Source organism: Embleya sp. L77 (assembly GCF_055557415.1).
On the sequence record NZ_CM145709.1, the window covers coordinates 3,263,287 to 3,281,510 of the forward strand.

At 70.5% G+C, this 18,224-nt stretch carries 18 protein-coding genes and 1 pseudogene; 11 read left to right on the forward strand and 8 right to left on the reverse strand.

Going from position 1 to position 18,224, the window contains the following annotated elements; translation table 11 throughout:
- Positions 1-11: 11 nt before the first annotated feature.
- From ACZOOI_RS13880 to ACZOOI_RS13900, 5 genes are all read left to right on the forward strand, one after another.
- Positions 12-1,031 (forward strand): LacI family DNA-binding transcriptional regulator, encoded by a 1,020-nt coding sequence (locus ACZOOI_RS13880; protein WP_465280946.1) that lies wholly within the window; start codon positions 12-14, stop codon positions 1,029-1,031.
- 242 nt (positions 1,032-1,273) lie between these two features.
- Positions 1,274-2,203 carry a metallophosphoesterase family protein gene (locus ACZOOI_RS13885; RefSeq protein ID WP_465280947.1) on the forward strand — a complete coding sequence of 310 codons (930 nt, stop codon included), beginning with the start codon at positions 1,274-1,276 and terminating at the stop codon, positions 2,201-2,203.
- Positions 2,204-2,380: 177 nt separating this feature from the next.
- Positions 2,381-3,004, forward strand: a complete 624-nt coding sequence (locus ACZOOI_RS13890; RefSeq protein ID WP_465280948.1) for a hypothetical protein — start codon at positions 2,381-2,383, stop codon at positions 3,002-3,004.
- A gap of 98 nt (positions 3,005-3,102) precedes the next feature.
- A complete protein-coding gene (locus ACZOOI_RS13895) occupies positions 3,103-3,312 on the forward strand; it encodes a hypothetical protein (protein ID WP_391587211.1) in 210 nt (69 codons plus the stop codon).
- A gap of 191 nt (positions 3,313-3,503) precedes the next feature.
- Positions 3,504-4,874, forward strand: coding sequence for a flotillin family protein (locus ACZOOI_RS13900; protein WP_465281185.1), 1,371 nt, complete (start codon positions 3,504-3,506; stop codon positions 4,872-4,874).
- A 111-nt stretch (positions 4,875-4,985) separates the two neighbouring features.
- On the opposite strand, the gene ACZOOI_RS13905 is transcribed toward ACZOOI_RS13900, so the two are convergent.
- A complete protein-coding gene (locus ACZOOI_RS13905; RefSeq protein WP_465280949.1) occupies positions 4,986-5,714 on the reverse strand; it encodes an ATP-binding protein in 729 nt (242 codons plus the stop codon).
- Between the two features lie 85 nt (positions 5,715-5,799).
- Between ACZOOI_RS13905 and ACZOOI_RS13910 the strand changes: the two genes are divergently transcribed.
- Entirely contained in the window at positions 5,800-7,116 is a 1,317-nt protein-coding gene (locus tag ACZOOI_RS13910) for a transcriptional regulator (RefSeq protein ID WP_465280950.1), read from the forward strand.
- A 203-nt stretch (positions 7,117-7,319) separates the two neighbouring features.
- Here the strand turns inward: ACZOOI_RS13910 and thiC are convergent, their stop codons facing one another.
- The 4 genes from thiC to ACZOOI_RS13930 all read right to left on the reverse strand — a co-directional run bounded on the left by thiC (position 7,320) and on the right by ACZOOI_RS13930 (position 10,764).
- Complete coding sequence (gene thiC, locus ACZOOI_RS13915; RefSeq protein ID WP_465280951.1) at positions 7,320-9,095, reverse strand: phosphomethylpyrimidine synthase ThiC; 1,776 nt, start codon at positions 9,093-9,095, stop codon at positions 7,320-7,322.
- 150 nt (positions 9,096-9,245) lie between these two features.
- Positions 9,246-9,446 carry a hypothetical protein gene (locus ACZOOI_RS13920; protein WP_465280952.1) on the reverse strand — a complete coding sequence of 67 codons (201 nt, stop codon included), beginning with the start codon at positions 9,444-9,446 and terminating at the stop codon, positions 9,246-9,248.
- Between the two features lie 132 nt (positions 9,447-9,578).
- Entirely contained in the window at positions 9,579-10,244 is a 666-nt protein-coding gene (gene tenA, locus ACZOOI_RS13925) for a thiaminase II (protein ID WP_391587221.1), read from the reverse strand.
- Between the two features lie 202 nt (positions 10,245-10,446).
- Positions 10,447-10,764, reverse strand: a complete 318-nt coding sequence (locus ACZOOI_RS13930) for a cupin domain-containing protein (protein ID WP_396008000.1) — start codon at positions 10,762-10,764, stop codon at positions 10,447-10,449.
- Between the two features lie 82 nt (positions 10,765-10,846).
- Here ACZOOI_RS13930 and ACZOOI_RS13935 point away from each other — a divergent pair, with 82 nt between their 5' ends.
- The 4 genes from ACZOOI_RS13935 to ACZOOI_RS13950 all read left to right on the forward strand — a co-directional run bounded on the left by ACZOOI_RS13935 (position 10,847) and on the right by ACZOOI_RS13950 (position 13,945).
- Positions 10,847-11,224, forward strand: coding sequence for a phage holin family protein (locus ACZOOI_RS13935; RefSeq protein ID WP_465280953.1), 378 nt, complete (start codon positions 10,847-10,849; stop codon positions 11,222-11,224).
- Between the two features lie 36 nt (positions 11,225-11,260).
- The gene (locus tag ACZOOI_RS13940) at positions 11,261-12,409 is read left to right on the forward strand and encodes a cystathionine gamma-lyase (RefSeq protein WP_465280954.1); all 1,149 of its coding nucleotides are present in this window, start codon (positions 11,261-11,263) and stop codon (positions 12,407-12,409) included.
- A 74-nt stretch (positions 12,410-12,483) separates the two neighbouring features.
- Positions 12,484-13,383, forward strand: a complete 900-nt coding sequence (locus ACZOOI_RS13945) for a LysR family transcriptional regulator (protein WP_465280955.1) — start codon at positions 12,484-12,486, stop codon at positions 13,381-13,383.
- 100 nt (positions 13,384-13,483) lie between these two features.
- Complete coding sequence (locus ACZOOI_RS13950) at positions 13,484-13,945, forward strand: NUDIX domain-containing protein (protein WP_465280956.1); 462 nt, start codon at positions 13,484-13,486, stop codon at positions 13,943-13,945.
- Positions 13,946-13,966: 21 nt separating this feature from the next.
- Here the strand turns inward: ACZOOI_RS13950 and ACZOOI_RS13955 are convergent, their stop codons facing one another.
- From ACZOOI_RS13955 to ACZOOI_RS13965, 3 genes and pseudogenes are all read right to left on the reverse strand, one after another.
- On the reverse strand, positions 13,967-14,635 hold the full coding sequence (locus tag ACZOOI_RS13955; protein ID WP_465280957.1) for a response regulator: 669 nt from the start codon (positions 14,633-14,635) through the stop codon (positions 13,967-13,969).
- Positions 14,632-15,954, reverse strand: coding sequence for a sensor histidine kinase (locus ACZOOI_RS13960; RefSeq protein WP_465280958.1), 1,323 nt, complete (start codon positions 15,952-15,954; stop codon positions 14,632-14,634). Before ACZOOI_RS13960 ends, ACZOOI_RS13955 begins: the two co-directional genes overlap by 4 nt.
- A gap of 24 nt (positions 15,955-15,978) precedes the next feature.
- Positions 15,979-16,499, reverse strand: a pseudogene (locus tag ACZOOI_RS13965) (MMPL family transporter); the annotation flags it as partial.
- Positions 16,500-17,178: 679 nt separating this feature from the next.
- On the opposite strand from ACZOOI_RS13965, the gene ACZOOI_RS13970 reads away from it, so the two are divergent.
- A complete protein-coding gene (locus ACZOOI_RS13970; protein WP_465280959.1) occupies positions 17,179-18,090 on the forward strand; it encodes an ABC transporter ATP-binding protein in 912 nt (303 codons plus the stop codon).
- The last annotated feature ends 134 nt before the right edge of the window (positions 18,091-18,224 follow it).

An 18,224-nucleotide genomic window follows, 5' to 3' on the forward strand; every position in this document is an offset into this window, starting at 1 on the left:
CTGTCGGGACGATGACAGCGCCAGATGTACCGCGTGTGGGGCGGCGGATCCGGGTGGGCATCCGGGACGTCGCAGCGGCCGCCGGGGTGTCGATCACGACCGTCTCCGACGCGCTCAACGGCAAGGGTCGGCTGCCCGACACGACCCGGCTGCACGTGCGCGAGGTCGCCGACCGGCTGGGCTACCGCCCCTCGGCCGCGGCCCGCACGCTGCGCACCGGCCGGTCCGGGCTGCTCGGGCTGACCACGACCATGCGCTCGACCGAGCCGTTCGCCCTCACCGAGTTCGCCTGGTTCGCCGAGCTGGTCCGCTCGGCCACCGCCACCGCTTTGGACCTGGGCTACGCGCTGGTGGTGTTGCCCGCCTCCTCGCCGCACGACGTGTGGGGCAACGTGGCGCTCGACGGCACGATCGTGGTCGACCCGGTGGACGACGATCCGCTCGTGCACGAGCTGCTGCGCCGGGGCGTGCCGGTGGTCAGCGGCGGCCATCCCGGCTCGACCCCGGTCTACGGCTGGGTGGACAACGACCATGTGGCCGCGGTGCGTTCCGTGCTCGACCACCTCGCCGAGGCCGGCGCCGGCCGGATCGCACTGCTCGCCGCCTCCGACGGGCCGGGCGCGGGCAAGGGCCTCGCGGGCTACCGCGCGTGGTGCGCGGACCGGGGTGTGTCGCCGATCACCGAGGAGTACGAGGCGCGCAGCCCCGGCGCCGGTCGGGCCGCCGCGACCCGGCTGCTGGACCGGGCGCCGGACGCGGTCTTCGGACTGCACGAGGGTTGTGCGGCGGAATTGCTCGCCGCGGCCCGGGCCCGCGAGCTGCGGGTGCCCGACGACCTGCTCCTGGCCTGCTGCGGCGAAGGGGCCGACCCGTCGGTGACCTCGCTGAGCCTGCAACCGGCACTGGCCGGCGCGTGGGCGGTGGAACTGCTGGTGGGCGTGATCGAGGACGCCGGGGCGGGGTCGCTGCTGCCCGCCCAGCGCACCGTGCCCACCCGGTTGTCGGTGCGCGACTCCTCCACCCGCCGCTGACCCGCATGCGCCCGTCCGGCCCGCCGGCCGCGGTCGGGGCCGCCGGGCGCGACCGGCACGGCGGCACGCACAATTGAGCGTGGTCCGTTCCGCCGTGCCCGCACGAGAGATACGGTCCAGGAATCATCCGAATCGGACCGGGTGAGCCGCAGCCGAACCCGGCTGTTGTGCGTCTTGGTTCACAACGGGTGTCGGCATCGCCGCCGTACGGTGGTGCGGATCGTGAAGAAAGGACCCTTCTGGTGAGCAACGTCTCGGCTACACCGGCCCCGACGGGCGCCGCAGCGGAGCAGGACGCCCCGCTGTACGTGGTCGGCGACGTCCACGGTCATCTGGAGGAGCTCAAGGCCGCCCTGCGGGCCCGGGACCTGATCGACGCCGACGCGCACTGGTGCGGCGGCCGGGCCCGACTGTGGTTCCTGGGCGACTTCACCGATCGCGGTCCGGACGGCATCGGCGTGGTCGAACTGGCGATGGCGCTGGCCCGCGAGTCGGCCGAGGCCGGCGGCAGCACCCGGATGTTGCTCGGCAACCACGAGATCCTGCTGCTGGGTGTGTTCCGCTTCGGCGACCACCCGGTGCCGGTGGCCGGTGGGTCGACCACCTTCCGCGAGATCTGGCTGCGCAACGGCGGCATGCAGTCCGACCTGGACCGCTTCACCGACGAACAGGCCGGCTGGTTGGCCGCGCAGCCGGTCGCGGCCGTGGTCGACGGACACCTGCTGATCCACTCCGACAGCAACGCCTACCTCGAATACGGCGACACCATCGAGGAGGTGGACGGCGCGGTCGCGGACATACTGCGCGAGCCGGACCCGCTCGCGTGGTGGGACCTGTTCCGCAACCTGACCCGACGCGGCGCCTTCATGGGCGAGGTGGGCCCGTACGCGGCGGCCGACCTGCTCAGCGAGTTGGGCGGCCGACGGATCGTGCACGGTCACACCCCCATCCCGTACCAGACGGGCGAGGACCCCTCGACGATCGTCGAGCCGCGCGTGTACGCGGACGGACAGGTGGTCAACCTGGATGGCGGGATCTACCTGGGCGGCCCGTGCCTGGTCGCGCGCCTGCCGCTGGCCACCGCCCAACCGGGCGCGCTGCCGAGCGCGTTGGAGGAGACGCAGGGTCGTGTGTACGACCTGGGGGACCTCGGCGGAGAGCCGCAGTCGTAGCCGGAGCGTAGGGAACTCCCTGCCCAAAAGCCGGGGAAGCACCTTATCATCATTGGTATCCGCCTCGACACCGTCAGGTGCTTTTGCGGGTCGTTGATCCACCGACAGCTTGCACGGGTCCCCTGACGGGCCCGGCGGACGCGGGAAACGCCCGCGCGGCCTCATTCGGGGGATCCGATGCAACACTGGTTTGGAAGTGACGAGCACCGCCGTCAGTACGAGCAGTTCGTCGATGACGCGCTGCACCTGGAGGAGACCCTCTCCGGTCTTGCGGCGGTACCCAACCTGAACGTCGAGCAGCTGCGGACGGCCACGTTGGACGCGACCCCGTCGATCGCGGACGCGGCACGCGACGAGTACGACCGCTACGAACGTACAGAGCAGCGTTTCGAGTCGGGGATCCGTCAGGACTTCGGCGCATCGATGATCGAGGTCGGCGAGGGCTTCGGCTGGTTCGCGCTCGCCACCGCGATGGCGGTGATCGTGGCCGGTATCTCGGCGGTCGTCTTCCTGATCGTGGGCTACGTGTTGTTGCCGCTCACGATGGACGACTCGACGATGCAGCACACGATGCAACTCGCCTCGCTCGCGGCCGTGGGCATCTCGCTCGGGGCGGCGGCAATCGGGGGACTGGCGATGCTGGCGGTGGCCGCGCGCAATCGGGCCCGGCCGACCGGCGAGGTCGAGGTGTACCTGGCGCGCGAGGAATGGCGCCGGGCGATCCTGCACCGGGGCATCCTGCCGTTCATGCGCTCGCGCCTGCGTGAGGCATCCGACGAGGGCACCACCCTCCTCGGCTGACCGACGATCGGCGCCGGCTCTCCCACCCACTCGGGGCGGGAGGGCCGGATCACGCCGTCGGGATCCGGCGGATCCGGCTGGGCCACACAATGGGCGGCATGGGCGGCATGGTCGGCAAACGCGGGAAGGTCACCGGGGGAATCGGACCCGGGCTGGTGGGCGAGGTCATGATCGAGGTGCGCGGTGGGGTGGAGGCATTCCTCGCGTACTCGGCATTGCCCGGCGAGGAGCATGCGGTGGGGACGTTGGTGGTGATCGTGGAGTACCTGCCGCCGCGCACGGTGTACGTGGCGGCGGCTTTCGGCTGAGGTCGAGCGGGGGCGGCGGGGGCGGGTCGGCAAGCCCGGCGCGAGGGCAACCACCCCTGGGGAGCTCCCTCTTGGCGTCCCCACCGGTGGCGAGGACACTCCGGAACAGGCCAAAGGGGGAATGCTCCGTGCTCTACACCGTGCTCGCCGTGCTCGGTCTGCTCGTGGTCCTGATCGTGGTCTTCAAACTCATGTGGCGCGTCGCCGAGCCCAACGAGGCGCTCGTCATCTCCGGCTCCCGGCACCACACCGAGGGCCTGGGCGAGGGCATGGGATTTCGCATCGTCACCGGGCGCGGCACGCTCGTGCTGCCGTTCGTGCAGGCGGTACGCAAGCTCTCGCTCGACCTGAACGAAGCGGAACTCTCGGTCGAATGCGTCACGACCCAGGGCATTCCGCTGCGGGTGCAGAGCGTGGTGATCTTCAAGATCGGCGACGACTACGTCTCGATCGCCAATGCGGCCCGCCGCTTCCTGGACCAGCAGAAGCAGATGGAGTCCCGGGTCCGCAAGGTGCTGGCCGGTCATCTGCGCTCGATCGTCGGCGGGTTGACCGTCGAGGACATGATCCGCGACCGGGAGAAGCTGACCGCGCACGTACGCGCCGCGTCCGGATCGGACATGGAGAAGCTCGGGCTGATCGTGGACAGCCTGCAGATCCAGGAGATCGAGGACCCGACCGGCTACATCAAGAACATGGCCGCACCGCACACCGCGGCGGTGATCCGGGACGCGCGGATCGCCGAGGCACTGGCCACCCGCAAGGCCACCGAGGCCGAGCAGGACGCCAAGGCGCGGATGGCCCAGGCCACCCGGGACAGCGAGATCCAGCAGGCCGGCTACCAGGCCGAGCGGGACGAGGCCACCGCGCGCTCGCGCCAGGCGGGCCCGCTGGCGGATGCCGCCGCCAAGCAGGAGGTGGTGGTCCAGGAGACCCGGGTGGCCGAGTTGGAGGCCATGCGGCGCGAGCAGCAGCTCCAGGCGGACGTGCGCAAGCCGGCCGACGCGCAGGCGTACGAGACCCGGACCCGGGCCCAGGCCGAGCGCGACGCGCGGATCTCGGCGGCCGAGGCGAGCGCCCGGGAGACCGAACTGGCCGCGATCGCCGACGCGGAGGCGACCAAGGTGCGCGGGCTGGCCGCGGCCGAGGCCACCCTGGCGACCGGCAAGGCCCAGGCCGAGGCGGCCAAGGCCAAGGGCCTCGCCGAGGCGGCCGCGATCGCCGCCCGGGCGGCGGCCCTGGCGGAGAACCAGGAGGCGGTCGTCGCCCAGCAACTCGCGGAGAACTGGCCGGAGATCGTCCGGGCCGGCGCCGAGGCCTTCGGCAACGTGGACCACATGGTCCTGCTCAACGGCGGTGACGGCATGGGCGATCTGTTCGCCAAGGCCCTGACCATGGGCGGCACGGGATTGGGCATCGCCCGCCAACTCCTGGCCGGCGGCAACGGCAACGGCGCCAAGCCCACGACGGACACCACGCCCAAGGAGTCCGTCCGCATCGAGGTCGACCCGACCCCGGAACCGGAACCGGACCTCCGCCTCGCGAAGACCCCGGAAAACTGACCACGAACTCCCCTCCGCGGCCGGCCCCGAGGACCCAGGGTCCGGCTGCGGCTGAGGTTGTCGGGGCCGGTGGTGGAACTTCCGGCTTCGACGCGCGCCACGGACTTTCGGCTATCGGTTTCCGGTCATCGTGAACGGCCTTGCCAGTCCACGAGGTACGAGGTCGAAGCGGCACCAGACGGTTTTGCCGCCCGTGGCGACCGGCCCCCACGAAACGAGGTCCGACACCGCCTCGACCATCCGCAAGCCCCGCAACGACCCCCCGATCCGCTCCGGTTCGGCCGGCGAGGGGCGCAGCACCCCCGGTCCCGGCACCACCGGCAGACGGGGGTCGGCATCGCGCACCTCGATCGCCATCGCCCGCTTGGGCCAAAACGACAGCCGCACCGTGAACGTCCGCCACAACCAGTCCACATGCTGATCGGGCATCATCGCGTGCACGACGGCATTGGTCGCCAACTCCGACGCGCACAACATCGCCTCGTCGGTCAGTTCGAGCAGGTTCCAATCCGCCATGGCGGCCCATGTCAGCGCCCGCACCTCCCGCACGGCCGCCGGATGCGACTCCCACGCCCGCTGCCGAACCCACACCGGCTCCCACCCCGGCCCCCGAAGCACGGCCCCCAACCACCGCTCACCCGGACTCACCCGCCCATCCGCCTCCGACCACGCCTCCGAAACGACGTCCCGTTCTTCCTTCGCCGGCGTCTCCCGCCTGATCACATGCCGCAGACCCGCCCGATTTGCCTGAGTGGTTCTCATGAGACAAGCCTTGGACGGAGGCTGTCCGAGGTCCATGACCACCGCATGCCATTCGTATGCCATTCCGAGGCACGCCATGACGATGATCGAATTCGCGGTAACCGATCAGGGGCACAGCGCTACCGTGGATAGCCACGTAGTACCTATGTGGGTCGGAGTCGCCTTGACTACCAACGAGGGCAAGCAAAGAAGGCCGAACACCCTCTTGCGTCGGCTACGCGAAGAAGTTCGCCATCAGACGCGGGAAGAGTTTGCGCTGTCCATGGCTCAGGCCGCTGCGGAAATCGGTGAGAACTGCGCCTGCTCATGGCGCTACGTTGCGCACCTCGAAGACGGCACCGTGAGCATGCCCGGTCCGGCCTATCGCAGGATTCTCGAACGCGCCACCGGCCTGCCCTTCGCGGAACTGGGCTGGACCACAACGCACCCGGCGACCGCAGACCCGCAGGCGTCCCAAGAATCCACCTGCGGCGAAATCTTCAGCGAAGAACCGCGTCGGCCCGCAGCGACATTGGCCGAGCTGTTGCCCCCAGCGGCGGAGGCACTTACGTCCGCCGGTGGGCCCGGTGGAAGGCGGATCGGAACAGAGGCCGTCGCCGATCTGATGGGCAGAGCCCATGCCTTGCGCCTCGCCGACGACGTGATCTACGGCGAGGATCTGATCGGCCCGGCCTTTCGCGATCTTCGTCACGCGGTGCGTCTGTATCGGGAGAGCACACATACGGAAGCAGTGGGCCGCTCCCTGCTCACCGCCATCGGCGAGTTCGCGCAGATCGCCGGATGGATCGCGAGTGACGCAGGCCATGGTCGGCAGGCGGAGCAGGCTTACCGACTCGGGATCAGTGCCGCCATGGAGGCCGGAGACGACACTCTGGCGGGAAACCTGATGGGCAGCCTGGCGTACCACCACGCCAACAACGGCCGACCCTTGGACGCGGTGACGCTTTCGCAGGCCGCCTTGGAGGTGACGGGTCCCGCATCGCCGGCACGAGCCCGCGCACTGGCACACGATCGTGCCGCTTGGGCACATACGAAGGCACACAATGACCAAGGCGCCATGAAAGAAATGCAATCGGCCGCCGACGCCTTGGCGGAGTACGAGCCCGGAGCGGACGAACCCGGTTACCTGTACTGGGTCGACGCGGGGGAGCTACAGGTCATGGAAGCCCGCGCCTTCACCGAACTCCGGCGCCCTTTGCGAGCAGTGCCACTCCTGACCGACGTTCTCGGGAGCTACGCCCTGACGCACACTCGCGAGATGGCTCTCTACCTGTCCTGGCTCGCCGAGGCATACACCCACGCCAACGAGCCCGAGCAGGCTGCCGCCACCGCGGAACGGATGATCGACATCTCCCGGGACATCGCAAGCCGGCGCACATCGAGCCGAGTTCGAGTGATTCTGAGCCTCCTCCGACCACTCGGAGATGTTCCGGAGGTCAGCCGACTGCTGAACACCCACGGACACCTGCTCGCAACCTGAAGGCCAACGAGCACCCCTGTGACCGCCTACAACGCGCTCCAGCAGCGATCGGCTACTACCTCGGCATTCCACCAACCAACCCACGCCGCGAACCGGACCGACTGACGTGCTTCGCCGTCGCCGGCGCGGGCGACCCGCCCGGACCGGCCTGACGACGCCCCGGGAACCGCCCGGTCCCCGAGACGTCGTGCCGCACCCGAACGTCAGTCGGCCAGCGGCAGGTAGACTCGGTTGCCCGCGGCGGCGAACTCCGCCGACTTGGCCCGCATCCCGGCCTCGGCATCCGCCTCCGCCGCCACGGCCGCAGCCCCGTCGCCATGCTCCGCGCGGATGTCGTGCGAGATGCGCATCGAACAGAACTTCGGCCCACACATCGAGCAGAAGTGGGCCGTCTTGGCCGGCTCCGCCGGGAGCGTGGCGTCGTGGTAGGCCCGCGCGGTATCCGGGTCCATCGCCAGGTCGAACTGGTCCTGCCAACGGAACTCGAAGCGGGCATCGGAGAGCGCGTCGTCCCACGCCTGGGCACCCGGGTGGCCCTTGGCCAGGTCCGCCGCGTGGGCCGCGATCCGGTAGGCGATCACGCCCGCCTTGACGTCATCCCGATCGGGCAGGCCCAGGTGCTCCTTCGGCGTCACGTAACACAACATCGCGGTGCCCCACATGCCGATCATCGCCGCGCCGATCGCCGACGTGATGTGGTCGTAGCCGGGCGCGACGTCCGTGGTCAGCGGGCCGAGCGTGTAGAACGGCGCCTCGTCGCAGATGCGTTGCTGGAGGTCGACGTTCTCCTTGATCTTGTGCATCGGCACATGGCCCGGGCCCTCGATCATCACCTGCACGTCCATCGACCGGGAGATCCGGCCCAGTTCGCCCAGCGTCTCCAACTCGGCGAACTGCGCCGCGTCGTTGGCATCCGCGATCGAGCCCGGACGCAGTCCGTCGCCGAGCGAGTAGGTCACGTCGTACGCGCGCAGGATCTCGGTCAGCTCGGCGAAGTGCGTGTAGAGGAAGTTCTCCCGATGGTGCGCCAGGCACCACGCGGCCATGATCGAGCCGCCGCGCGAGACGATGCCGGTCTTGCGCCGGGCGGTCAGCGGCACGTAGCGCAGCAGCACGCCGGCATGCACCGTCATGTAGTCCACACCCTGCTCGCACTGCTCGATCACGGTGTCCCGGTACAGCTCCCAGGTGAGTTCCTCGGGCTTGCCGTTCACCTTCTCCAGTGCCTGGTAGAGCGGCACCGTGCCGATCGGGACCGGCGAGTTGCGCACGATCCACTCGCGGGTGGTGTGGATGTCCTTGCCGGTGGACAGGTCCATCACGGTGTCCGCGCCCCAGCGGATCGCCCACACCAGCTTGTCGGTCTCCTCCTCGATCGAGGAGGAGACGGCCGAGTTGCCGATGTTCGCGTTGACCTTGACCAGGAAGTTCTTGCCGATCACCATCGGCTCGATCTCGGGGTGGTTGATGTTCGCGGGCAACACCGCCCGACCGGCGGCGATCTCGTCCCGGACCAGCTCGGGCGTCAGCCCCTCCCGGATCGCCACGAACTCCATCTCCGGGGTGACCAGCCCGCGTCGCGCGTAGGCGAGTTGGGTCACCGCCTCGGATCCGGACGCACGCCTGGGTCGGGCTCCCGCGCCGGGCCCCGCGAATCCGGCCGGCGTCAGTGCGCCGATCCGGCCGTCGTAGCGGGCGGTGTCGCCGCGCTCCTCGATCCAGGGCTCGCGCAGCGCGGGCAGGCCGCGCCGTACGTCCACCTCGAAGGCGGGGTCGGTGTACGGGCCCGAGGTGTCGTACAGGCGAACCGTCTCGCCGTTGGTCAGATGCACCGTGCGTACCGGAACGCGCAGGTCCTCGCGCGATCCGGCGACGTAGCCGCGGTGGTGGGCGGGGGAAATCGGTCCGCTGGTGACCGTCCGCGCGGCGGCCGGGTCGGCCGACGGGGCAGCGGGCAGCGAGGTGTCGTGCGAGGTCATGGAAGGCTCCCTACGCCGGCATTACCCGGTCAGGTTCTGCGGTCGGCGCGGCCTCAGCGCCCTCTCAGCCCGGTGCCCCGAGCTCCCGTGTATCTCCGTGTGGTGCGCCCCCACCCTGGCACACCGCCGCCCGCACGACCAGCGCCGGATTCAGCCGAGCGGGTCGCGCGGCCCTCGGCCGACCACCGCGGTGCGCGCGAGCACGACCATCCCGACCGTGACGCACAGCCCGACGACGCCTTTGACGATGAGCATCAGGAAGGCCGAGAACAGCCAGATCAGCAACCAGCACAGCAACACCAGCACGAGCACCGGTACGCCGATGCGCGCCCATCCCGGCCATGTCTCCATCGTCCAACCCCCAGTCACGCGAACTCCCGCGAGACGTGCACACCCGGGGAGCACATTCCCCGGGAGGACACGTCGTACCCGGGCGCACCGGTTCCTGTTCGCCCGGAAACGATCCGGTCGCCCCGGACCCGCTCAGACCGGCCAACGCTCGCCGCGCCACGCGGCATCCCAGAACATCCACTCGTAGCGTGCCGTGGTGGTGAAGTGCTCGATCATCCGCGCCCGTTCGGTCGCCGAGAGGTCCTCGCCGATCCGGTCCACCAGATCGAGCACCGCGCGCACCGTCGCCTGGAACTCCTCGGCGCCGTAGGTGGCGATCCAGCGTCCGTACAGCTCGTCGGGCGAGCCCTTGGCCAACAGTGCGTCGCCCACTCGGGCGTAGATCCAGTAGCAGGGCAGCACCGCCGCCACCCCTTCGGCGAACGAGCCGTTGTGCACCGTGGCGAGCAGGTAGCTGACGTACGCCCGGGTGCTCGGCAGTACCGGTTCGGTCGCGGTGGCGTCGGCCACCGAGCTGCCGAAGTCGACCATGAAACCCTCGTGCAGCGAACGCTCGGCGGCGATCGCACCGGCCGCGTCACCCGCGAACTGCACGGTCGTCGCCTCGTCCGGCGCCTTGGCCGCGCACACCGCGAGCGCCTTGGCGTAGTCGCGCAGGTAGTGCGAGTCCTGCACGACGTAGTGCCGGAACGCCTCGCGCGGCAACGTGCCGTCGGTCAGCCCGTGGATGAACGGGTGGTCCAGGATCGCCGCGTAGACGTCCTCGATCGCAGCCCAGAGTTCGTCGCGCAGCGCCATCAGTTGTACTCCCGATCGTCGGATCCCGAGACCCGATCGCTGGATCCCAAGGTCCGATTGTCGTACACGGGTCCGGACCGCCCACCGCCCAGCCCACGCGGCCGGCCCACGCGTCCCGCGCCCGGCCCCACACCTCCGGCCCCATGTGCCCCGCGCCCGCGCCCGCCCCACGCGCCCGTCTCCGCGCGGCCGGCCCTCCCGCTCAGCCCTCCGGCGGCGAGAAGAACACCAGGACCCGCAGCGGCTCGGTGATCCGATGGAAGCGGTGCGGCACCTGCGCCGGTACGTACACGACGCTGCCGCGCGCCACGGCGGTGGACTCCTCACCGACGGTGAGCGTGGCCCGACCGCTGATCACCACGTACGCCTCGTCCTGGCCGTGCGGCTTCTGGGTGTCGCTCTCGCCCGGTTCCAGCGCGTACAGGCCCATCGAGAAGTTCCGCTCACTGAGAAACTTCAGGTACGCGCCCTGTTCGAACGCGCGCTCCGCGTCCAGATCGTCGAGCCGAAAGACCTTCATGTGACCAACTCCTTACCGACACAAACCGACATTTCCCCCACGGCTCAAGCGGGAAGGACCTGCCGGATGCCAGCATCAGGATATGAAAAGCCTGATCATCAAGCTGGGTGCCAACGCACTGGCCATCTGGTTCGCCGGCTGGCTCGTATCCGGAATCGACCTCGCCGACGGCGCCTCGGCCGGCACCAAGGCCAAGACGATAATCTTCGTCGCGCTCATCTTCGGGATCGTCAACGCGATAATCAAACCGGTGGTGAAGCTGTTCTCACTGCCACTCTTCGTACTCACGCTGGGCCTGATCACGTTCGTGATCAACGCGCTGATGTTGTGGCTGACGGAGGCGATCGCCAACAAGCTGGATCTCGACTTCCACATCGACGGCTTCTGGACCGCGCTGCTCGGCGCCCTGGTGATCAGCATCGTGAGCTGGTTCCTGAGCATGATCCTGGACCGCGATTGACGGCCACGCGCCACGATGGCTCGGTCGAGGTTTCACGTGAAACAGGCAGTGAGGGAGTCGGGATTGTCCGCCGAATGGAGCGACGGGACCCGGGCGGTCCGGGCCGGCAGTCCGGGCCACGCGCCGGGCGACCCCTTCCTGCCCGGACCGGTGTTCGCCGGCACGTACCACATGCCCGGCGAAGTGAACGGGCCCTACCAGTACGGGCGTTACGCGAACCCGACCTGGGTCGGCCTGGAGCAGGCGATCGGCGCGCTGGAGGGGGCCGCCGACACCGTCACGTTCGCGTCCGGGATGGCCGCCGTCTCGGCCGTCCTGATCGGACTCACCGAGCCGGGTGACGTGGTCGTACTGCCGTCGGACGGCTACCCGGCCACCCGCGCGGTCGGCGCGCACCTCACCGCTCGCGGGATCACCGTACGGCTGGTGCCCACCGCCGGCGCCGAGCTCGAACAGGCCCTGACCGGCGCCCGCCTGGTGTGGCTGGAGACTCCGAGCAACCCGGGCCTGGACGTGTGCGACATCGAGCGGATCGCGACCCTCGCCCACACGCAGGGCGCCCTGGTGGCCGTCGACAACACCCTGGCCACCCCGCTGGGCCAACTCCCGCTCGCCCTCGGCGCCGACATCTCGGCGGCCAGCGGCACCAAGGCGCTGACCGGGCACAGCGACGTGCTGCTCGGCTACGTCTCCTGCGCGGGCGCCGACCTCGGCGCCCGGGTGCGTTCCTGGCGCTCGCTCACCGGCGCGGTGCCCGGGCCGATGGAGGCCTGGTTGGCGCATCGCTCGTTGTCCACCCTGCAGTTGCGGGTGGACCGGCAGGCCGTCAACGCGCTGGCCGTCGCCCGAGCGCTGAGCGAACGCCCCGACGTCACGGACGTCCGCCACCCCGCACTCGAAGGCGATCCGGCCTACGATGTGGCCACCCGTCGGATGCGGCGGTTCGGCTGCGTCGTGGGCTTCACGCTCGCCGACGCGGACACCGCTCGTCGGTTCCTGGGTGCGCTCGAACTGGTCTCCGACGCCACCAGCTTCGGTGGTGTGCACAGCATGGCCGAACGACGTGCCCGGTGGGCCGGCAACGATGTGCCGGAAGGATTCGTCAGGTTCTCGGCCGGTTGTGAGGACACCGCGGATCTCGTCGCGGACATCCTGCGCGCCCTGGACCCCGCCTCCCCGGGCTGACCTGCGACTTCGGGCAAGATCACGTGATGTCCCCGACTCTCGGGAGTGGTCGGGGGACACGAGACGGGGGACCCGTGGACCTGACGCTGTTGCGCACTTTCCTGGCCGTACACCGCGCGGGTTCCTTCACCCGGGCCTCCGCGTCGCTCGGGCTCTCGCAGCCGGCGATAACCGCGCAGATCCGCACCCTGGAGAAGCAGGTCGGCAAGCAGCTGTTCGAACGGCTGCCGCGCGGCGTGGCACCCACCGGTCCCGCCGACGAACTCGCCCGCCGGCTCGCACCGCACCTGGACGCGATCGAGGAGATCGCGGCCCGCGAGGTGCGTGGCGTGGACCCGCTGCGGCGCACCGTGCACCTGGGCGGCCCGACCGAGCTGACCGCGCTGCGCGTGCTGCCGTCGCTGGCCGACCTGGTCCGGCGCGGCCTGCGGTTACGGGTGACCCTGGGCCCCGGCGACGTGCTGCTCGCGGGCCTGGCGGCGGCCCGGCACGACCTGGTGATCTCGGATGTGCGCCCGCGCGCCCGCGGGATAGTGGGCACGCCGCTCACCGACGAGGAGTACGTCCTGATCGGCGCTCCGCACTGGGCCGCGCGGCTGCCGCCGAGCCGGATCCGGGCCCGGGGCCCGGCCGCGCTGGAGGGGGTGCCGCTGATCGGCGAAGCCGAGGAGCAACCGCTGATCCGGCGCTACTGGACGACCGTGTTCGACGCGAAGCCCACCACCCCGGCCGCGGTGACGGTGCCCGACCTGCGCGCCGTGCTGGAGTGCGTACGCGCCGGACACGGCATCGCGGTGCTGCCGCGCTACCTGTGCGCCGAGGCGCTGGACCGGCGCGCGGTGGTCGCCCTCCTGGAGCCCGAACTGCCACCGCTGCACACGGTGTTCCTCGCGGTTCGGGAGGGCACTTTGAGCCAACCGCACATCTCGCATCTGCACGGCGAGCTGATCGCGCGCGCCGCGCGCTGGGCGTGATCCCGAAGGTGGCGCCGCACAGGCATAAACCACCCGTCCGACCGGAAAGGGAGACTTCAGACGGGGGCAACGCCTGGCAAGAAAGCAGAGGGCACCGACGATGCGTTCAGTGGTGAAGCGGACGGCACGCGCGATCCTGCTCGACGACGAGGACCGGATGGTGCTGATCAAACGCACGAAGCCGGACAGCCCCCCGTACTGGATCACCCCCGGCGGCGGCGTCGAACCCGAGGACGCCACGGTGACCGAGGCGTTGCGCCGCGAGGTGTTCGAGGAACTCGGCGGCAAGATCGGCCGGCCGGTGCCCGCGTTCGTGGACACCGTGCCCGAGCCCGGCGGGGTCAAGATCCAGCACTTCTTCGCATGCCGGCTCGAATCGATGGACCCGGCGCTGCGGCACGGCCCCGAAGTGGACGAGCCGAACGGCGAGTACGACATCGTGCGGGTGCCCTTCACCCCCTCCGGGCTGGCCTCGGTGGGCCTGGTCCCGGCCAGCCTGGCCGCCTATCTCCGGGCCAACATCGAGGGCATCCACACCCTGCTGGCGAACGATCTCGGCTAGGCCGTGTCCGGGGCGCGGTGCTCAGCCGCGTCCCGGCCGGACCATGCCCGACTCGTACGCGATCACCACCAGCTGCGCCCGATCGCGTGCGCCGAGCTTGACCATCGCCCGGCTGACGTGGGTCTTGGCGGTCAGCGGCGAGACGAACAGGTGCTCGGCGATCTCGTCGTTGCTCATCCCGGCCGCGACCAGCGAGAGCACCTCGCGCTCGCGGTCGGTGAGCGCCTCCAGTCGATCCGGCGCGGCCACCTTGGGCTCGGGCTGGGACAGGAAGCGGGCCACCAGCGCCCGGGTTGCCCCCGGCGAGAGCAGCGCGTCGCCGGTCGCGACGGTCTTGATCGCCTTGAGCAGGTCCTCGGGGTCGGTGTCCTTGACCAGGAAGCCGCTGGCCCCGGCCCGCAGCGCCTCGAAGACGTACTCGTCGACCTCGAACGTGGTCAGCACCAGCACCCGCACGCCCGCGAGGTCGTCGTCGCGGACGATCCGGCGGGTGGCCTCCAGGCCGTCCATGCCGGGCATCCGGATGTCCATCAGGACCACGTCCGGCTGGGTCTCCTTGGCCAGCGCCAGTGCCTCGGTGCCGTTCGCCGCCTCGCCGACCACCTCCAGCTCGGGGTCGCTGCCGACCAGCACCTTGAAGCCCGACCGGACCAGCAACTGGTCGTCCGCGATCAGCACGCGCACCGTCATGAGGAATCTCCGTCCCGACGCGCGACGAGCGCGCCCTTGTGGTGCGGCAGCACCGCGTGTACCGAAAAACCGCCATGGGGGCCGGGTCCCACCGCGAGCGAACCGCCCACGGCGACCGCCCGTTCCCGCATGCCGAGCAACCCGTGTCCGGTGCCGTCGGCGCCCTTGACCGAGTCCGTCCCGGGGGTGCCCCGACCGTCGTCGAGCACGTCCACCTCCACCGCGTGCTCGCCGTACACGACCCGCACGATCGCCGACGCACCGTCGCCGCCGTGCTTCATCGCATTGGTGAGCGACTCCTGGACGATCCGGTACAGCGCGAGGCCGACCGGCGCGGACGGGTTCCGGGCCTCGCCGGACTCCTCCAGGAGCACCGGCAGGCCCGCGTTGCGGTAGGAGGCCACCAGGGCCTCCACGTCCTCCACACCCGGGGTCGGCTCGGTGGGCAGATCGTTGTCGCCGTCCTGGCGCAGCACGCCCAGCGTGGTGCGCAGTTCGGCGAGCGCGTCCCGGCTGGCCACCTTGATGTGCACGAGCGCCTCCTTGGCCTGCGGCACGTCCCGGTCGATCACGTGCGCGGCCACTCCCGCCTGGATGTTGATCATCGCGATGCTGTGCGCGACCACGTCGTGCAGCTCGCGGGCGATGCGCATGCGTTCGGCGGTGACCCGGCGCCGGGCCTCGTCCTCGCGCTCGTGCTCGGCACGCGCCAACCGGGCCTGCACCTCCGCCCAGTAGGCCCGCTTGGCGCGGACCGCCTCGCCGATGGCGACCGGCAGGTACATCCAGATGCCCGAGAGGTACTTCTCCGGGGAGAGGAACCCGTCCGGGGTCAGCCCTATCCGCATCCCCGTGTGCACCACCGCGACCGCCGAGGCGATCAGCACCGAGCGGCGCAGCTGCCCGCTGGCGGCCACCGTGTACAGCGCGACCATGGTCGGGATCAGGATCGGGCCGTCCAGACCGTCCGCGGCCAGGTAGAACACCTGGCCCGCCTCGGTCAGCGCCAACACCGTCAACGGCCACCGCAGCCGGCCCAGCAGCACCAGGCAGGTGATCCCGGCGATGACCAGGTTGAGCGCGTTCGGATGTCCGGGGTTGTGATCCCTGGTGGACCCGCCGACCGAGCCGCCGATCACGCACAGCAGCACCAGGGCGACCATCAGCAGTTCGCCCACCCAGGTCCGGCAGGGCAGCCATCGCGCGAGCGGCTTGGGCACCGGCAGCAGCCAGGGCTCGACCGACTCGCTCGGGCGGGAACCGTTCGCGGACGCGGGAAGGCCCCGCACGGCGACTCGCGCGGGGCCTTCCACGGACATCCGTACTCCTCGGGTACTCCCTGATCAGCGGTCCCCGGCCATTACCGGCTCCCGATCCCGGTCGCCTCGACCGACCGGGCCCGACGCACGGTCGGCGTGCCCGGGCCACCACGCCGCATGCCCGATCAGGGCGGTCACGGAGGGAACCAGGAACATCGACATCACGAAGGCCGAGATGCAGATGCCGACCGAGACAGCGAAGCCCATCTGAGTCATCATGTCGATGCCCGCCATCATGAGCGACGCGAACGTCCCTGCCAGGATGACACCCGCGGCGGCGATCGAGGGACCCGCGTGCTCGACGGCCAGGGCCGCGGCCTCCCGCGGCTCGTTGCCCTCCTTCGCCTCCTCGCGCAATCGGGCGACCATGAGGATGTTGTAGTCGGTGCCGATGGCCACCACGAACATGTAGATCATCACCGGCAGCATGAACATCACCCCGGAGTTGCCCAGCAACGTCTGGAAGACGAAGACGGTCGCACCCATGGTCGAGACGAAGCCCAGGACACCGCCGGCATCGGGTACCACGGGGCCACCAAGCTGCGCGGCCACCGACCGCCGCACGACCCGAGAGAACGCTGGTGGTGTCGGCTTCGAAGGTAGGCAGGCCGAACGGGCACTTCAAATGAAACCGGGCCTCGGACGGCAAGTTCCGCCCCCGGAACTACAGGTCCGCACCGCCCTCGCAGACGCCAGTACCACGGCGTACTACAGCGGGAGTATCCAAAGCTCGTGCGCGGGAATGAGCGACGCGCGTCGGGGCCGGGACGCCGAGCGCGGCAGGTGAACGCCAAGCACGCGCCCAACGAATCCCAAGCGCGGCCCACCATGATCGACGGCATGCGGCGGGCCCGGACAACCCCGTGATCGGGTCCGCCGCACCGGGACGGTTCGGAGCCTTCCGAGGGGGAGGGGCTCCGGACCGCCCCCCTCGGCCGCCCACCGGGCCCCGCCACGCACGCCGCCGCCCGCCGGGACGGGGAGCGTCCGGCAGGCGGCGGTGGTGCGGCCCCAGGCTGCGGCGTACCCGACCGGCATCGCACTCCTCGGCGCCGGCGCGACCGGGCTCCATGTTGCGCCGCCACAGGCCCACGATTCCTCGCCCGCCCGCCGGCGTCTGCGTCTGCGCCTCTGTCGAAAGTCCCGGGTGGGGTCTGTCGAACGAGCGATGCCGCACCCCGCGTCGCGCTCCTAGCTTCGTCTCGGAGACGACGAAGGGGCACGATGATCACCTTGGAACGGCTGACCAAACGATACGGCGAACACACCGCCGTCGACGCACTCACGCTCACCGTGCGAAACGGCCAAGTGACCGGTTTCCTGGGACCCAACGGCGCCGGCAAGTCGACCACGATGCGGATGATTCTCGGGCTGGACCGACCGACATCGGGACACGCCCGGATCGACGGCCGACCGTACGCACGGCTGCGCCGGCCGCTGCACGAGGTCGGCGCACTGCTCGACGCCAAGGCGGTGCATCCCGGACGAACCGCGCGAGCGCACCTGCGCGCCCTGGCCCGAACCCACGACATCGCGCCCCGGCGGGTGGACGAGGTGCTGGACCTGGTCGGCCTGTCCGACGTGGCGAACCGCCGGACCGGCCTGTTCTCGCTGGGCATGAGCCAACGACTGGGCGTGGCGGGCGCCTTGCTCGGCGATCCGCGGGCCCTGGTCCTGGACGAGCCGATCAACGGACTCGACCCCGACGGCGTGCGCCGGCTCCGCGAGCTGATCCGCTCGCTCGCGGCCGAGGGACGCGCGGTGTTCGTCTCCAGCCACCTGATGAGCGAAATGGAACAGACCGCGGATCGCCTGGTCGTGATGGGCCGGGGACGGCTGATCGCCGACGCGCCAATCGCCGAGGTGATCGACGCGGCCGGCGCCTCCGGGGTACTGGTCCGCAGCCCGGATCGGGCGGGCCTGGCCCGGCTGACCGAGCACCTGGTCGGAACCGGCGCGCGGGTCGTCGCGACGGACGGGGAGACCTGCGGCTACGCCGACGTGTCGATCGAGGAGATCGGCCGGGCCGCCCACGCGCTCGGCGTACCGCTGTACGAACTCAGCCCTCGACGGGCCTCGTTGGAGCAGGCGTATCTGGAACTGACGGAAAAGGCGGTGGAGTATGCGGCCGGTTGAGGCGGCGCGTCGGGTCCGGGAGCCTGTTCGGGCCAGACCGCTCGCGCTGCGCGCGGCGGTGGCCTCGGAGTGGATCAAGCTGTGGTCGGTGCGCTCCACGTGGTGAATCCGCACCACGCTGACCGCCGACCCGC

What these genes read in the sequence shown, in the direction of transcription:
- ACZOOI_RS13920 (WP_465280952.1), bottom strand. Translation starts at nt 9,446, where the DNA reads ATGGAGACATGGCCGGGATGGGCGCGCATCGGCGTACCGGTGCTCGTG.
- ACZOOI_RS13970 (WP_465280959.1), top strand. Translation starts at nt 17,179, where the DNA reads ATGATCACCTTGGAACGGCTGACCAAACGATACGGCGAACACACCGCC.
- ACZOOI_RS13935 (WP_465280953.1), top strand. Translation starts at nt 10,847, where the DNA reads ATGAAAAGCCTGATCATCAAGCTGGGTGCCAACGCACTGGCCATCTGG.
- ACZOOI_RS13895 (WP_391587211.1), top strand. Translation starts at nt 3,103, where the DNA reads ATGGGCGGCATGGTCGGCAAACGCGGGAAGGTCACCGGGGGAATCGGA.
- tenA (WP_391587221.1), bottom strand. Translation starts at nt 10,244, where the DNA reads ATGGCGCTGCGCGACGAACTCTGGGCTGCGATCGAGGACGTCTACGCG.
- ACZOOI_RS13950 (WP_465280956.1), top strand. Translation starts at nt 13,484, where the DNA reads ATGCGTTCAGTGGTGAAGCGGACGGCACGCGCGATCCTGCTCGACGAC.
- thiC (WP_465280951.1), bottom strand. Translation starts at nt 9,095, where the DNA reads ATGACCTCGCACGACACCTCGCTGCCCGCTGCCCCGTCGGCCGACCCG.
- ACZOOI_RS13880 (WP_465280946.1), top strand. Translation starts at nt 12, where the DNA reads ATGACAGCGCCAGATGTACCGCGTGTGGGGCGGCGGATCCGGGTGGGC.
- ACZOOI_RS13960 (WP_465280958.1), bottom strand. Translation starts at nt 15,954, where the DNA reads ATGTCCGTGGAAGGCCCCGCGCGAGTCGCCGTGCGGGGCCTTCCCGCG.
- ACZOOI_RS13900 (WP_465281185.1), top strand. Translation starts at nt 3,504, where the DNA reads ATGTGGCGCGTCGCCGAGCCCAACGAGGCGCTCGTCATCTCCGGCTCC.
- ACZOOI_RS13890 (WP_465280948.1), top strand. Translation starts at nt 2,381, where the DNA reads ATGCAACACTGGTTTGGAAGTGACGAGCACCGCCGTCAGTACGAGCAG.
- ACZOOI_RS13955 (WP_465280957.1), bottom strand. Translation starts at nt 14,635, where the DNA reads ATGACGGTGCGCGTGCTGATCGCGGACGACCAGTTGCTGGTCCGGTCG.
- ACZOOI_RS13905 (WP_465280949.1), bottom strand. Translation starts at nt 5,714, where the DNA reads ATGGCGTGCCTCGGAATGGCATACGAATGGCATGCGGTGGTCATGGAC.
- ACZOOI_RS13930 (WP_396008000.1), bottom strand. Translation starts at nt 10,764, where the DNA reads ATGAAGGTCTTTCGGCTCGACGATCTGGACGCGGAGCGCGCGTTCGAA.